The sequence below is a fragment of the Pseudomonas sp. CVAP#3 genome, assembly GCF_018986375.1.
Taxonomy (GTDB): domain Bacteria; phylum Pseudomonadota; class Gammaproteobacteria; order Pseudomonadales; family Pseudomonadaceae; genus Aquipseudomonas; species Aquipseudomonas helvetica.
The window spans coordinates 66,768-82,813 of sequence record NZ_JAHMSC010000015.1 but is presented as its reverse complement, the minus strand read 5'-3'; the positions used below and the strand labels follow the sequence as shown (position 1 = coordinate 82,813).

Annotated in this window: 12 protein-coding genes; all 12 read right to left on the bottom strand. The window is 60.2% G+C overall.

Annotated features, from left to right (window positions below):
• Positions 1 to 133: 133 nt before the first annotated feature.
• Positions 134 to 1,156 (bottom strand): ABC transporter permease, encoded by a 1,023-nt coding sequence (locus KRR23_RS22100; RefSeq protein WP_216744252.1) that lies wholly within the window; start codon positions 1,154 to 1,156, stop codon positions 134 to 136.
• A 176-nt stretch (positions 1,157 to 1,332) separates the two neighbouring features.
• Positions 1,333 to 2,898 (bottom strand): sugar ABC transporter ATP-binding protein, encoded by a 1,566-nt coding sequence (locus tag KRR23_RS22095; RefSeq protein WP_216744251.1) that lies wholly within the window; start codon positions 2,896 to 2,898, stop codon positions 1,333 to 1,335.
• A gap of 70 nt (positions 2,899 to 2,968) precedes the next feature.
• On the bottom strand, positions 2,969 to 3,895 hold the full coding sequence (locus tag KRR23_RS22090) for a sugar ABC transporter substrate-binding protein (protein WP_216744250.1): 927 nt from the start codon (positions 3,893 to 3,895) through the stop codon (positions 2,969 to 2,971).
• Positions 3,896 to 4,252: 357 nt separating this feature from the next.
• A complete protein-coding gene (locus tag KRR23_RS22085) occupies positions 4,253 to 5,305 on the bottom strand; it encodes a Gfo/Idh/MocA family oxidoreductase (protein WP_216744249.1) in 1,053 nt (350 codons plus the stop codon).
• Between the two features lie 212 nt (positions 5,306 to 5,517).
• Positions 5,518 to 6,378, bottom strand: coding sequence for a sugar phosphate isomerase/epimerase family protein (locus tag KRR23_RS22080; protein WP_216744248.1), 861 nt, complete (start codon positions 6,376 to 6,378; stop codon positions 5,518 to 5,520).
• A gap of 130 nt (positions 6,379 to 6,508) precedes the next feature.
• On the bottom strand, positions 6,509 to 7,519 hold the full coding sequence (locus tag KRR23_RS22075; RefSeq protein ID WP_216744247.1) for a Gfo/Idh/MocA family protein: 1,011 nt from the start codon (positions 7,517 to 7,519) through the stop codon (positions 6,509 to 6,511).
• Positions 7,520 to 7,553: 34 nt separating this feature from the next.
• The gene (gene iolD / locus KRR23_RS22070) at positions 7,554 to 9,485 is read right to left on the bottom strand and encodes a 3D-(3,5/4)-trihydroxycyclohexane-1,2-dione acylhydrolase (decyclizing) (RefSeq protein WP_216744246.1); all 1,932 of its coding nucleotides are present in this window, start codon (positions 9,483 to 9,485) and stop codon (positions 7,554 to 7,556) included.
• 154 nt (positions 9,486 to 9,639) lie between these two features.
• Complete coding sequence (locus tag KRR23_RS22065) at positions 9,640 to 10,461, bottom strand: TIM barrel protein (protein ID WP_216744245.1); 822 nt, start codon at positions 10,459 to 10,461, stop codon at positions 9,640 to 9,642.
• 27 nt (positions 10,462 to 10,488) lie between these two features.
• Complete coding sequence (locus tag KRR23_RS22060; RefSeq protein ID WP_216744244.1) at positions 10,489 to 11,991, bottom strand: CoA-acylating methylmalonate-semialdehyde dehydrogenase; 1,503 nt, start codon at positions 11,989 to 11,991, stop codon at positions 10,489 to 10,491.
• A gap of 30 nt (positions 11,992 to 12,021) precedes the next feature.
• Positions 12,022 to 12,831, bottom strand: coding sequence for a 5-deoxy-glucuronate isomerase (gene iolB, locus KRR23_RS22055; protein WP_216744243.1), 810 nt, complete (start codon positions 12,829 to 12,831; stop codon positions 12,022 to 12,024).
• Entirely contained in the window at positions 12,828 to 13,721 is an 894-nt protein-coding gene (gene iolE / locus KRR23_RS22050) for a myo-inosose-2 dehydratase (RefSeq protein ID WP_216744242.1), read from the bottom strand. Before iolE ends, iolB begins: the two co-directional genes overlap by 4 nt.
• 212 nt (positions 13,722 to 13,933) lie before the next feature.
• Positions 13,934 to 15,871 (bottom strand): 5-dehydro-2-deoxygluconokinase, encoded by a 1,938-nt coding sequence (gene iolC / locus KRR23_RS22045; RefSeq protein ID WP_216744241.1) that lies wholly within the window; start codon positions 15,869 to 15,871, stop codon positions 13,934 to 13,936.
• Between the last annotated feature and the right edge of the window lie 175 nt (positions 15,872 to 16,046).

Here is a 16,046-nt window from a genome sequence, read left to right as displayed (position 1 = left end):
AATGGGTTTTATGTAGGAGCTGGGGGGCGCCCAGCTCTTGCTCGCGATGGGCGTAATGCGGTTTACCTGTTACACCGCGTTATCGTTCATCGCGAGCAAGCTTTGCTCCTACGGGGGAATTTCAGGGGGACTTTCAGCGCTTGAGTTTGCGCTTGTTGCGGTATTGGTCGATGACCACCGCGACCACGATGATCAGACCTTTGATGATGTCCTGGATGTAGGCGTCGACACCGACGAAGGTGAACCCGCTGGCCATCACCCCGAGGATCAGCGCGCCGATCACCGTGCCGGTAATGCGCCCCACGCCACCCGCCAGGCTGGTACCGCCGATCACCGCTGCGGCAATCGCGTCCAGTTCATACGACATGCCCATCCCGGCCTGCCCGGTTGCGGCCCGGGCCGACGCCACCACGCCCGCCAGCCCCGCCAGCAACCCGGCGATGCTGTAGACAATCACCAGATGGCGTTTGACGTTGATGCCTGAGGTGCGCGCCGCCTGCATGTTGCCGCCGATGGCGTAGGTGTATTTACCGTACTTGGTGTAGCGCAAGGCAATGTGGAAGATCACCGCCACCACCAGAAAGATAATCACCGGCATCGCGCCGTGACCGATGGCCGTGTAGGAATCCGAGAGCATGCTCACCGGCTGGCCTTCGGTGTAGTAACGCGCCAGGCCACGGGCCGAGACCATCATGCCCAAGGTGGCAATGAACGGTGGAATCCCGGTGACGGCAATGATGCTGCCGTTGATTGCCCCCGCCAACAGCCCGACCCCGAGCCCGGCAATCACCGGAATCCACACCGGCAGGTCGGTCAGCGACGGGAACACCGCCCGGGCGAAATCCGAGGTCTGCGCCAGGCTGGCGGCGATCATCGCCGATAAGGCCAGCACCGAACCCGATGACAGGTCGATACCGGTGGTGATGATCACCTGGGTCACGCCAATCGCCAGCAAGCCGATAATCGACACTTGCAGGATCATCAGGACCAACCGCTGGGAGTTCATCAAAAAGCTCTGGTCGCGCACGATCCAGCCGAACACTTCAAACACCAGGCCAATGCCGATCAGCACCAGAAAGATACTCAACTCGGTCGGTAAGCGCCGACGACTCTTGACCGGCGCCATTGCAGGCTTGTTTTCCAGTATCGCGTTCATAACCACTCACCCTTCAAATGAAATCCGGCATCGAATACAGACCTGTGGCGAGGGAACTTGCTCCCGTTCGAGTGCGTAGCGCTCGCCAGATCTACGGTATATCCGAGACATTGGGGCCGCTCCGCGGCCCAGCGGGAGCAAGCTCCCTCGCCACAGATACAGCGCTCACCCTTGACTTAATGGCGTACAGACATGCCCGAGGCGAGTTGCATGACCCGCTCCTGAGTCGCCTCGCTGCGGTCGAGGGTGCCCATCAGGTCGCCCTCGTGCATGACCATTACCCGATCGCTCATACCGAGCACTTCCGGCAGCTCCGACGAAATCATGATCACCGCCATGCCTTCGCTGGCGAGATAGGAGATCAGTCGGTAAATCTCGGCTTTGGCGCCGACATCGATGCCGCGGGTCGGCTCGTCAAGGATCAGGATTCGCGGGTTGGTCATCAGCCAACGGGCGAGCAAGGCTTTTTGCTGGTTACCGCCGGACAAGGTGTCGATGCATTGCTCCAGCGACGGGGTTTTCACCCGCAACTTCTTGCACATGTCTTCGCACAGGGCGCGCAAGGCTTTTTGCTGGATAAAGCCGTTGCCGGCGTAATGCGGCAGCACCGCCATTTCCATGTTTTCCAGGACCGACAGGCACGGGAACAGGCCACTGAGCTTGCGATCCTCGGTAAGCAACGCAAAGCCCTTTTCGATGGCCATGTGCGGATCACTGATACGTACCGGCTGGCCGTCGAGACGGATTTCACCGCCGTCGCTCGGGGTGATGCCGAAAATCGCTTCGGCGACGTTGGTCCGGCCCGAGCCCATCAGCCCGGCGATGCCGAGGATCTCGCCGGCATGCAGGTCGAAGGAAACACCCTGGAACACGCCGTCCAGGCGCAGGTCACGCACCGACATCAACAGATCGCCAATCGGCTTCTCGCGCACCGGGAACAACTGGCTCAGTTCACGCCCGACCATCATCGAGATCAGGCTGTCGCCATCCATGCTGTCGGCCCGTTGCAGGCCGATGTAGGCGCCGTCACGAAACACCGCGACTTCGTCGGCGATGCTGAACACTTCGTTCATCTTGTGGGTGATATAGATGATGCCCTTACCCTGGGCCTTGAGGTCGGCAATGATCGAGAACAGGTGGGCGACCTCCTTGTCGGTAATTGCCGAGGTCGGTTCGTCCATGATCAGGATGTCCGAGTCGTAGGACACTGCTTTGGCGATCTCGACCATCTGCCGCTCGGCGATGCTCAAGTTGCCGACCTGTTCTTCCGGGTCGAGGTTGATCCGCAGTCGCTCCAGCAATTGCGCCGTGCAGCGGTGCATTTCCCGGTGGTCGATCATGTGGAAACCGTTGAGCTGTTCGCGACCAATCCAGATGTTCTCGGCGATGCTCATGTGCGGCATCAGGTTGAGTTCCTGGTGGATCATCGCGATCCCGGCCTGCAAGGCAGCCAGCGGCGTATCGAACCTCACCGGTTTACCGCGCAGACGCAGCTCACCGGCGTCCGGCTGGTAGATGCCGGCGATGATTTTCATCAGGGTGGATTTGCCGGCTCCGTTCTCGCCCATCAAGGCCAGCACCGAACCCGGACGCACCCGTAGCTGGACATCGGACAAGGCCACCACACCGGGGAAACCCTTGCTGACGTTGATGATCTCCAGCAGGTACGGCTCATCGACAGGTACGGCGTTTGGCTGGATACCCACCAACGGGGTGCTCGAAGCAGTCGCTGAAGCGAACATGATCAGGTACTCCATCAGCAAGGTTGGCAGTGCCACCTTGCGTGCTTATTGTTGTTATTGAACGGACTGACTATTTGAACTGGTCAACGTTTTCCGGGGTGATCAGCCGATAAGGTACCCACACCGCCTGCTCGACCGGTTCGTTCTTGGCCATCTTCACAGCCGCGTCGATGGAGCCGACAGCCTGGCCCTTGGCATCCTGGAACACCGAGACCGCCAGATCGCCTTTCTTCACGGCGCGCAGACCGTCAGGAGTACCGTCGACACCGGCGATCAACACACTACCCTTTTCCACTCCAGCCTGTTTCAAGGCCATGGCCGCGCCGATGGCCATCTCGTCGTTGTTGGACACGATGGCGTCGAATTTGCGGCCCTGGGTCAGCCAGTCGTTGACCAGCGTCATGCCTTTATCGCGCAGCCAGGTCCCGGTCTGCTCTTGGTCGATCTTGATGCCCGGATACTTGGCCAGCACCTCTTTGACACCTTTGGTGCGGTTGGTGGTGGAGTTGTTGGCGAGGTCGCCCAGCAGGATGACAATGTCACCCTTGCCCTTGAGCTTTTCGGCCAGGTACTGCATCTGCATCTGGCCGGCTTCCAGGTCATTGGAGGCCACGGTAATCACGCCTTTGGGCAGGTTCAGGTCATCCGGACGACGGTTGACGTAGACCAGCGGAATCCCGGCCTTGACCGCCGCCTCGGTGATTTTTTTGGTCGCGGCGGTATCCACCGGGTTAACCACGATGGCGTCGACTTTCTGGCTGATGAAACTTTCTACCTGGCTCAGTTGCTTGACCACGTCGCTGCGAGCGTCTTCGAATTGCAGCTTGACGCCATCGGGCATGGACTTGGCTTGCTTGTCCATGGATTCGCGCAGGTAAGTCAGCCAGGTGTCATCGAATTGCGACATGCTGACGCCAATCTTCAGGTCAGCGAGTGCAGCACCGCTGGCAAGCATCAGGGACAGGGCAAGTGAGGCGAAACGGATCTTGGTCTTCATGAAAAGTCTTTCTCCACATTCTTGTTGGTTTTATGGATAAGGCGCGGGACGAATTCAGTCAGTGGGCAAGCGAACGATCGGTGCACCGGGAATGCAGCACACCAGGGCGCCTTTGCGTTCAACGCAAAGGAAACCGGAAAGGGACGGGAAGCAAGCGCGAGGCAGGTGCAGCGCGCTACGTAAAACGTGCAGAGCAGAGCTGAAGGTTTTCATCGACGGCACCTATCGTTGTTTCTTGTTTTTGTTTCGCCCTCCCCGCACTCAAGGCTGGCTTGAGGTCGATCGGGACGTTGATAGTCGGCAACCTGGAAACGACTTTATTGGAATTTAATTTCCATATCAACTCATTTTAGAATTTTATTCTGTTTTTATTCCATGCCCACACGCAGGCTTCATTTCAACCACCTGACGGCGTTCGAAACTCAGCCGTGCGGCGTCTAGAATGCGGGTGGTCGCCAGTGCATCACGGGCCTCGACCGGCAATGGGCCAGCGCTTTGCAACGCGGTTTGCAGCTGTAAATAGAACTGATTCCAGCAACCACGCTCAGACGGAACCCGCTCACGCTCTTCACCGTGCTCGAACCAGCCCCAGCGTCGATGCTCTTCAACGCCCCAGCGATCACCTTCGGACGTTGGTGTCAGCCCGGCCAGCGCCAAGGCCTCTTGCCCATCCAGACCGTCGACGCTGTAGCAACCTGCCGTGCCGTTGACCCGAAAACGCGGCCCAGGATTGTTTTGCAGGCAACTGCCACTCAAGTGCGAGATCACGCCATTGGCATGGGTCAGCGAGAGGAAAAAGGCGTTGTCGTAACGCTGATCTTCAGTGAGGTAATCCAGCTCGGCGTAAACCCGCGTCACTGGCCCAAACAGTTGCAGCGCCTGATCCACCAGATGACTGCCCAGATCGCGCAGGAACCCGCCGCCGCTGCCCCTGCCCACCGACTGCGGCGAATAGCGTTCTACGCTGGACTCAAAGCGGGTGACTTGTCCCAGCGCACCGGATTCGACGAGTTTGCGTACCGTGAGGAAGTCCGAATCCCAGCGGCGGTTCTGATAAACGCTGAGCGCGACCTTGCGACGCTCAGCAGCGGTTACGAGCGCTTCGGCCTGCTGCGCATCGGCAGCGAAGGGTTTGTCGCAGACCACCGCTACCCCGTACTCAATCGCTTCGAGCACCAGCGCTGCCCGCCCTTCCAGTGTGGTGGAAATCACCAATACATCGACCCCGGCTTCCACCAATTGGCCAATGTTGTCGAAAGCCGGGACGCCGGGATATTCAGCCGCCAATAGCTGACGACGCTCGGGGGAATGCGTCACCACACCGACAAAAGTCGCCGCTGGCAAGCTGCTGATCAGCGGCGCATGAAAAAACCGACCGCCATGGCCGTAACCGACAAGTCCGATTCGCATGAAGCTTTCCTTTTGGCGCTGAACAAAACGGGGAATAAGATCAGACATCAATCCTGTGGCGAGGGAGCTTGCTCCCGCTGGACTGCGCAGCAGTCCTGAAACCTGCAACCGGTTCCTCCAGATAGAGCCCATTGGCAGGTTTTACGTTCGCTACGCGACCGAGCGGGAGCAAGCTCCCTCGCCACAATGTCTGGAGGCGTTCCCAAAAATGTTTATCGACACAACTCGCGGGTCACGCGCTCGAGCATCATTCGGTTGGATTCGTCCGGGCGATCTTCCCAGGCGAACACCGAGACCGTGGCGATGCCGTCGAACTTGATCTCGCGCAGGGTGCTGAAGAACGCGTCCCAGTTGACCTCGCCCTGACCGATGTCCAGATGCTGGTGCACCGTGGCCGTAACGCCCGGCGGGTTGACGATGTAGCGCAGCCCTGACGAAGCCTTGTGGTTGTAGGTGTCGGCAATGATCAGGTGGCTGAGTTTGGAGCCCGCGTACTTGAGCATCGAGGCGATGTCGCCTTTGCCATCGTCGTAGAAAAAGGTGTGCGGCGCGGCATAGAGGTAGTTGATCCAGTCGCGATCGAGGCCACGAATGATGTCGACCGACTCGTTATTACGCTCGCAGAAATCATACGGATGCGCCTGGATATCGAGCTTGATGCCTTCGCGTTCAAACTCGGGAATCAGTTCGTCCATGGAGCGCATGAACTGATTTTCACAAACCAACGGGTTGTCCGACTGACCGGTGAATTCGGTATTGACCAGTTCACAGCCCATCTCGACGGCAATCTGGATCGCGCGCTTCCAGTTACGCACCGCCGCCACGCGCAAGCCTTCATCGGCGGCGGCCCAGTGGTACATCGGGAGCAAGGACGAGAGCTTCACTCCGGTGTCGCTCAGGGCTTTGCGAAACTCCTTGATCCGCGCCTTGTCGACGCGCGGGGCCTTGTAGAACGGCAGGAAATCTTCCCGGGGCGAAAGCTCGATGTGCTCGTAACCCAGCTCGGCGACCTTGTCGACCATCTTGCCCAGGGACAGAGTGCGGTACATGTAGGGGTCTAGTGCGATGCGCATTTTTCAGCTCTCCTCTCGTTCCCACGCTCTGCGTGGGAATGCATCCCGTGACGCTCCGCGTCACATCCTGGAGCGGACGCGGAGCGTCCATGGCGGCATTCCCACGCGGAGCGTGGGAACGATCATGTGGTTAGCCGTAGAAACGGGGGCGGTCTGGTAGCGCGACGTTGACAATCGCCCCGCTCTGCTGCGCTTCGATGCAGGCGTCCGCCGCCACCGCCGCGGCAAAACCGTCCCAGGCCGACGGCCCACCGACCTGCCCGGCGCGTACGCCATCGATAAAGGCCTGCAACTCAACGTCATAAGCAGCGATGAAGCGGTCTTTCCAATCCATCAAAATCGCGTTGGACAGCTTGGCCCCGCTGCGCATCTGCACCTGCGACGGCTCCGGCAGCTTGGCGATGCCGGTCTCGCCAACCACTTCGCACTGAATGTCATAGCCGTACTGGCAGTTAACGAAGACTTCGACATCGATGCGCGTGCCCTTGGCGGTTTCCAGCAGGACGATTTGCGGGTCTTTCAGGTGGGCGTGGGCCTTGCTGGTCTTGCGCGGAAACACCACTTGTACCGACACGTAATCGTCATTGAGCAACCAGCGCAGCACATCCAGTTCATGGATCAGCGTGTCGGTGATCGCCATGTCGGTCTTGTAGTTCTCACCCACGGTCGGATTGCGGTGAGCGCAATGCAGCATCAGCGGCTCGCCGATCTGGCCGCTGTCGATCACCGCTTTGAGTGCTCGATAGCCCTCGTCGTACGGGCGCATGAAACCGACCTGCACCAGACGTTTGCCGTGGGCCACTTCCGCCTCGACGATCTTGCGGCAACCTTCGGCAGTCACCGCCAGCGGCTTCTCGCAGAACACCGGTTTACCCGCCGCAATCGCCGCCAGCACGAACTCTTCGTGGCTCGGCCCCCAGGAGGTGACCAGAATCGCTTCGACTTCCGGCGCCTTGATCAGCGCGTGACCGTCCGGGTACACCTCGGCGGTCAGCTTCAGGTCGGCAACCACTTTGGCGGCCTGCTGCAGATTAATGTCGGTAACCGCCACCACCTGGCTGTTGAGCAGGGTCTGGCTGCAACGACGGATGTGATCCTGACCGATGGCGCCGGTGCCGATGACGCCTAGCTTTAAAGACATGCGAAGACTCCTTCCTGTTGATATGGCAGAGCAATCAGTACTGACGGGCCTTGGCCAGTCGTTCATTAAGGGTTTTGGCTACCGCATCGGTGCGGGCGCTGGTGGAGACTTGCGCCACGCCCACCCGCCACCAGGACAGGTATTTGTGAATCATGGTCTTGGGCAGGACCTTGATGTCGATCAGCGTCGACACCGTTTGTAACCGCGCATCGGCCAAGGCCGCTTGCATTTGCTCGACAGTGTTGACCTTGTAGGTCTTGCAGCCGTAAGCCGCCGCGCTCATGGCAAAGTCCACCGGGACGAAGCCGCCATCGAGCTTGCAGGTGGAAGGGTTGCGGAAACGGAACTCGGTGCCGAAGCTGTCCATGCCGTGCTCCATCTGCAAGTTGTTGATGCAGCCGAAGGTCATGTTGTCGAGCAGGATCACATTGATCTTGCGCCGCTCCTGGATCGAGGTGACCAGCTCCGAGTGCAGCATCATGTAGGAGCCGTCGCCCACCAGCGCATAGACTTCGCGCGTCGGTTCGGCGAGTTTCACCCCGAGCGCGGCATTGACCTCGTACCCCATGCAGGAATAACCGTACTCGACGTGATAGGTGTTCACACCCTTGCTGCGCCAGCTGCGTTGCAAGTCGCCGGGCAAGCTGCCGGCAGCCGCGACGATCACCGCGTCATCAGCCAGGGTTTCGTTCAACACGCCGAGCACACGGCTTTGGGTCAGGCAGGAACCGGTCAGCTCGATGAATTCGCGCAGCACCGCCGGGTCCATGTGGTCGTTGATTTCCGGGATGAAGTCCTGGGTCTGGTACTCGACCTGGTAGACCCGATCGACCTCTTCATCCAGTTGCGCCTTGGCCTGACGCGGTTGATCGCCCCAACTGGAGCGGTAATCGGTCAAGGCTTCAGACAACGCCTGCAAGCCGGATCTGGCGTCGGCCAGCACCTGCACGCCATCGAGCTTCAACGCATCGCAAGGGCTGATGTTCAGGTTGAGAAACTTCACCTCGGGATGCTGGAACAGCCATTTCGACGACGTGGTGAAGTCCGAGTAGCGGGTGCCGATGCCAATGATCAGGTCGGCTTCCTTGGCCAGCAGGTTCGCCGCCAGGCAGCCGGTTTCGCCAATCCCGCCGACGTTCAGCGGATGACTGGAAACCACCGCACTCTTGCCGGCCTGGGTCTCGGCGAATGGAATGTCGAAACGCTCGGCAAATGCCTGCAACGCGGCATTCGCGCCTGAATATTTGACCCCGCCGCCGCAGATGATCAGCGGCTTGCGCTTGCCTTTGAGCAGTGCCACGGCATCGCCGAGCATGGCTTCGGTGGCCGGGCGACGGTCGATGCGGTGCACGCGTTTTTGCAGGAAGTAATCGGGGTAATCGTAGGCTTCGGCCTGCACGTCTTGCGGCAAGGCCAGCGTCACCGCGCCGGTTTCCGCCGGATCGGTGAGCACGCGCATGGCATGGATCGCGGCGCTCATCAGTTGTTCGGGGCGGTTGATGCGGTCCCAGTATTTGCTCACCGCTTTGAAGGCATCGTTGGTGCTGATGCTCAGGTCGTGAAACTGCTCGATCTGTTGCAGCACCGGGTCCGGCTGGCGACTGGCGTAGACATCGCCGGGCAACAGCAGCAAGGGAATGCGGTTGGCGGTGGCCGTCGCCGCAGCGGTCAGCATGTTCGCCGCACCGGGGCCGACCGAGGAGGTGCAGGCGTAAATCTTGCGACGCAGATTCTGTTTGGCAAAACCGATGGCGGCGTGGGCCATGCCCTGCTCGTTGCGGCCCTGATGGACGATCAGGTCGCCGCTGTCCTGCTCCAGCGCCTGGCCGAGGCCGAGCACATTGCCGTGGCCGAAAATGGTGAAGATCCCGGCGACGAATTTGCTTTGAACCCCATCGACCTCGACGTATTGGTTATCGAGGAATTTCACCAGGGCCTGGGCCATGGTCAGTCGTGTTGTGGTCATGTGCGCACCTTGTAAATTCAAATCCAGGGGCCGCGAGGAGATCCAGTGTGGGAGCGAGCTTGCTCGCGATGGGCGCGACACGGTGGTGCCTGGTAAATCGCCATCGCGAGCAAGCTCGCTCCCACATGGGTTCTCCATCAACCCGATAGCTATGTCAGGCCAGGGAGTTCTTAAGGTGATCCATGCTCGCGCCGATTGCCTGCCGGATATCCACCAGCCCATGCACGCTCTCGGCAAACGGTTCGAACGACAGGTAACCGGTATAGCCGGTGCTGAGCAAGGTATCGATCTGCGCCGCGTTGCCGAGGATGTCACCCTCGCCCACCAGCACCCGATGGCCGTCACGGATGGTCGCCAGCGGCGCTTGCGCGTCCTCGACACCGGAGATGTGCACCAGCCCGGTCAGTTCGGGAAAGAACTCGTGTTCACTGGCCAGATGATGGTGGAAGGTGTCATGCACCAGACGGAACACATCCAGCCCGCCAATAGACTTGATCGCGTCCACTGCCGTGCGTTTGCGCCGCAGTGAACATTCCTCGAAGCCCAGCGGTTCGATGAAACCGAGAATCCCGTATTCGCGCAGAATCGGCGCCAGTTCACTCAACGCGGTGCGCAGGCCCGCGCTGCGCTCAGCGTCGGAGCGTGGATCGGCACGATCATTCAGTGGGCACATCACCAGCCCTTGCGCGCCACAATCGCGGGCATAGGCGGCGAGTTTCAGGGCGTGCGCGCGGCGCTCGTCGTTCCAGACATCGAACGGGTACAGCGCATTGATCGATAGCACGCTGATCCCGTTGGCCCGGCACAACTGGCGCACGCGCTCGGCCGGCGTACCGTCTTCAATTTCGATGCCCTTGAGGTCGTTGCGGATCTCGATGGCATCGGCTTTCAGGGCTACCGCCAGTTCAATGAATTCAGGCAGCGACAAACGTGGGGCGACCATACGGTTCAGGGCGAAACGCAGGGGCTGGCTCATTATTCTTGTTCTCCGCACTCAAGGTGTTTATTTGGCAGTGGGCATGCTGAATTCAGGGCCTTTGGCGATGCTGTCCGGCCAGCGCTGCATGACGCTTTTGTAGCGGCTGTAGAAACGAATGCCTTCTTCGCCATAGGCATGGTGATCGCCGAACAACGAGCGCTTCCAGCCACCAAACGAGTGCCAGGCCATGGGCACCGGAATCGGTACGTTGATGCCGACCATGCCGACCTTGATGGTGCGGGCAAACGCCCGGGCGATACCACCATCGCTGGTGAAGCACGACACACCGTTGCCAAATTCATGGGCGTTGATCAGCGCTACGGCGCTGGCGAAATCCGGCACCCGAACAATGCCCAGCACCGGACCGAAGATTTCCTGCTGATAGATGCTCATCTCGGTCGTGACTTTGTCGAACAGGGTCGCACCGACAAAGAAGCCATTCTCCGCACCCGGCACCTTGAAGTCGCGGCCATCGACAATCAGCTGCGCACCCTGGGCCACGCCTTGATCGATGAAACCTTCGACCTTGGCCTTGTGCTCGGCGGTAACCAGCGGTCCCATGTCGCTGTCGCCCTGCATACCGTTGCCGACCTTCAACTGATCGATGCGCGGCAGCAGTTTGGCAATCAGTTTGTCGCCAACATCGCCTACCGCCACGGCAATCGAGATTGCCATGCAGCGTTCGCCGGCCGAGCCGAATGCAGCGCCAATCAAGGCATCGGCGGCCTGATCCAGATCGGCGTCGGGCATCACGATCATGTGGTTCTTCGCCCCGCCCAGCGCTTGCACGCGTTTGCCACGGGCCGTGGCTTGCTGGTGGATGTACTCGGCAATCGGCGTCGAGCCGACAAACGAAATCGCTTCGATGTCCGGGTGCTGCAACAAGGCATCGACCGCGCTCTTGTCGCCCTGCACCACGTTGAACACACCGTCCGGCAAACCGGCTTCGCTGAGCAGACGCGCCATCAGCAAACTGGCCGACGGATCACGTTCCGAAGGCTTGAGGATGAAACAGTTGCCGGTGACCAGCGCCAGCGGAATCATCCACAATGGCACCATCACCGGGAAGTTGAATGGCGTGACCCCGGCGCAAACGCCCAACGGCTGACGCAGGTTCCAGTTGTCGATGCCACCACCGATGTTGTCGCTGAATTCGGTTTTCAGCAGGTTCGGCGCACCACAGGCGTACTCGACGATCTCGATACCACGAGTGACTTCACCCTTGGCGTCGGAAAAGACTTTGCCGTGTTCGCGGCTGATGATTTCCGCCAGCTCATTGTGATGACGGTCGAGCAGTTCCTTGAACTTGAACATCACCCGCGAGCGGCGCAGCGACGATTGCTCGGACCAGGCCGGAAACGCCCGCAGCGCCGAAGCCACGGCTTCATCGACGGTTTGCTGGCTGGCCAACCCGACCCGCGCCTGAATCGCGCCAGTGGCCGGGTTGAAAACAGTGCTGAAGCGCTCACTGCCAGTGTCCTGTACCTGACCGTTCAGGTAGTGGCCGATAACCGGGGCATCACTCATTGTTATTGTTCTCCACTCAGTCTTCAGAATTCAGAGGTCCAGCAGCCAGCTGTGCTGCGGATCGTTATGGAATTGCCAGACCCGTTTCGGGCCGGCCATGACATTCAGGTAATACGACTCGTAGCCGTAAGGCACGCTGACCGGGTGATAACCCTTGGGCACCACCACCAGATCGCTGTTTTCCACGGCCATGGCCTGATCGATGGAGCGGTCGTCGGTGTAGACCCGCTGAAAAACAAAGCCTTGCGGCGGGTTGATCTGGTGGTAATAGGTCTCTTCGAGAAAGCTCTGATGCGGCAGGTCGTCGGTGTCGTGCTTGTGCGGCGGGTAGCTCGACGAATGCCCGGACGGCGTGCGCACCTCCACCACCAGCAGTGAGTGCGCAGGCTCGGTGTCGGGCAGGATGTCGCAGACGTAACGGGTATTGGCGCCCTTGCCGCGCACGCTGCGCTTCATGCTGTCGGGGGTGATCAGGCGTGGGCCGAAACCTGCCGAGGCCGAACCGGGAGCGGCGCACACGGCAATCTGTACTTCGCTGAGTGCGACTATCTGCGCCTGACTGCCAGGTGGCAGGTAAGCGGCGAACGGTGATTTGTCTTCGAACACCGATTGGCGGTCGCCGATGTTGTCCCAGTTGAACGCGCCCTGCCCTGGCGCTTCACCACTGACATCAATCCGGCCGCTGAGCAGCACCAGGCACAGTTCTTTATCGCCCGCACTGACCGGCAAGGTTTCGCCGAGGCTCAGGCGGTAGGCGGCGAAACCGACGTATTCCAGCGCTCCGGCGGGTAACTCGACCAGGGTCCGGCCCTTGGCGTTGCTCTTGACCAGCAGGCTCATTGTCCGGTCCTCTGATCGAGCAAGGCGCGCAAAGTCTCGTAACCCTTCTTGGCATAGACGTAGCTCGGTGCGACGGCCGGATCCTGCTCGGCTTCGACCACCAGCCAGCCGTGATAATCGGCGGCCAGCAACACATCCAGCAGCGCGGCAAAGTCGATATCACCGTCGCCCGGCACGGTGAACGTGCCGTTGATGATGCAGTCAGGGAAGCTCCAGAGATTGTTGCGCGCCAGTTGCACCACCGGTTTGCGCACGTCCTTGAAATGCACATGGCAGATGCGTCCGATGTGTTTGCGCAGTACCTCGAGCGGTTCGCCACCGCCCATGTAGCAATGGCCCGAATCGAACAGCAGCCCGACTTCGCTACCGGTCAGGGACATCAGTTTATCGATGTCTGCCGGCGATTCGACGTAAGCGCCCATGTGGTGGTGATACGCCAGGCGCACGCCCCGGGACAGGGTGAAACGCGCCAGCTCGGTGAGTTTGTCGGCGTATGCCTGCCAGGCCTGCTCGCTGTGAAAACGCGGGCGTTCGACCAGCGGCATCCGCTGGCCCTGAATCGAATCGGCGACTTCACCGTAGACCAGCACCGTGGCGCCGTTCTTCGCCAGCAACTCGACATGACTGCCGATGGCGTCGATTTCTTCAGCCACCGAACGCCGTGCCAGACGGCTGGAATACCAGCCGGAGACCAGCGCCAGGTCGTAAGGCCGCAGTACATCGCCTACCCCTTTGGCGTCCTTGGGAAACTTGCCGTTGAGTTCAAAACCTTCGTAGCCAATTTCCTTGCCTTCGCTCAGGGCAGTGCTCAGCGGCGTTTCCCCACCGAGTGCCGGCAGATCGTCGTTGCTCCAGGAAATCGGGTTGATGCCAATTCGGATAGCGGGCATGGCTGCACCTTTTATTGTTTTCTAAATAAACGCTGAAAGTTTCGACCGAACACTTGTGGCGAGGGAGCTTGCTTCCGCTGGACTGCGAAGCAAGCCCAAACCGGACAGCACAGTGCAACAGGTAAACCAAGTCGACAGGTTTTACGACTGCTTCGCAGCCGAGCGGGAGCAAGCTCCCTCGCCACAACAAGCCCGTCGCCACAAAACAATCGTCAAGCGCGGGCGGTGCGCCAGGCATTGATCAGTTCGACAAACGTGCCCTGTACTCTCTGGATCAGCGCTTCGTCATCGATCTCACCGGCGAGCCACGCTCGACTCGGCTCCTGGAAAATCGTCCGGCCGACTGCAAACCCGCGACAGGTTTTGCTCTGGCTCGCTTGCGCAAAGCCTTCGGCCAGTGTTGCCGCCGGTGCATTCAGCCCCAGCAGCACCACGCCTCGGCAATAGGGGTCGCGCTCCTGGATCAGCTCGTCGAGCTGTTTCCACTCCTCGCTGCTTTGCGCCTCGATCTTCCACCAGGCCGGGAAAATGCCCAGATTGTACAGGCGCTTGATCGCGCGATAGAGCACGTCCGGATGCGCTGACGGGTGATCCTTGGGCGGGATGATTTCCAGCAGCAACTCATGGCCGCTGACCTGCGCCGCCTGATACAAACCCTTGATCTGCGCCTCCTGTTCCAGACGCAGCAGCGGTTCGTCGTCCGGGTGAAACTGCACCAGGCACTTGATGATTTGTTCCTGCGGCCAGGCGATCAGGTTGCTGCCGATCGAACGACCATGTTCGAAGGCCAGCGGCCGTGAGCCCTGCACCTCCACCGGCCGCGCCACCCACCAGCCGCGACCGGTGGCGGCATTCAGCGAGTCCTGACCGAAACGCTGGTCAGCCAGCAGACCGACATCCGCTTCGATGCCCTGTTTACGCAAATCCGCTTCGACGCGCTCCACGGCTTTGATGAACAACTGCTTAAGCTCGCAAATACTGCTCAGGTCGCGACCGCCCTTTTGCGCCAGCTCCACCAGTTGCCCACGATGGTCGAAGGCAAAGATGAACAGCTGCTTCCAGTTTTTGCGCGGCACGCTGACCTGATGCAGGCGTTGCAGCACTGCGTCCTGATCCGGCCGGGTGATCGGCACCGGGCTGTTGAACAGGTAATCCAGTTCGGCGCGGGTCGGCATCGCCGGGGCGCAGGCGTGGCGAGAAACCACCAGCCCGCCGCAGGCATTGGCCAACTGGCAGCAGCGCTCATCGCTGGCATCCTCTAGCCAGCCACTGAGGAAGCCCGATATGAACGCATCGCCAGCGCCCAGCACGTTGAGCACTTCGACCCGCACACCGGGATAGATCGCGCCGTCTTCAAGGCGAACCGGAATCACCCCGTGAATCACCGTGCAGCCTTGCGGCCCGAGCTTGACCACCAGGGTCGCCGCCGTCAGAGCACGGACGTTGCGCAGTGCACTCAACAAGTCCTCGCTGCCACCGGCAATCAAAAACTCCTCTTCGGTGCCGACGATCAGGTCAAAACGCGGGAGGATTTTCTGTACGTGCTGGCTGACCTGCTGGTCGGCGACGAAACGGGTTTCGCCATCCGCCTTGCCCGCCAAGCCCCAAAGGACCGGGCGGTAATCGATGTCGAGAATGCGTTTGACGTTGTGCTTTTCGGCGTACTCCAGCGCCTGGATGCTCGCCTTGTAGACTCCGTCGGTAGAGAAATGCGTGCCGGTGATCAGCAAGGCTTTGCTGGAGGCGATAAAGGCTTCGCTGATGTCTTCGGCGCGCAGGGCCATGTCGGCGCAGTTTTCGCGGTAGAACACCAACGGAAAGGCTTCGCGGTCCTTGAGACCCAGCAAAACCATGGCGGTGAGGCGCTCCGGATCGACCTTGATGCCGCTGACGTCGCAACCTTCACGGGCCAGGGATTCGACCAGGAAGCGCCCCATGTGGTCATCCCCCACCCGACTGAGCATGGCCGACTTCAGCCCCAACCGGGCCGTGCCGAAGGCGATGTTGGCGGACGAACCTCCGAGGTATTTGGCGAAGCTCGAGACATCCTCCAGCCGTGCACCGACTTGCTGTGCATAGAGGTCGACGCCAAGGCGCCCGAGGCAAATCAGATCCAATTGACGCCCACTGGCAAAACGAGTCTGGCCCATGCTGGCTCCTGTTATTTTTATCAGCCTGCGTTCGGGGCGATGGTGGCGCCGAACACTCTTGGTGGATGCAGACTAAAACGTGTGGCGCTCACAAATCAATATTTATTCCAATAAATTTTTACGTGGAATATTTTTTCCAATAAACTTTTACAGAACCGCTCCAGACACCGTGCAT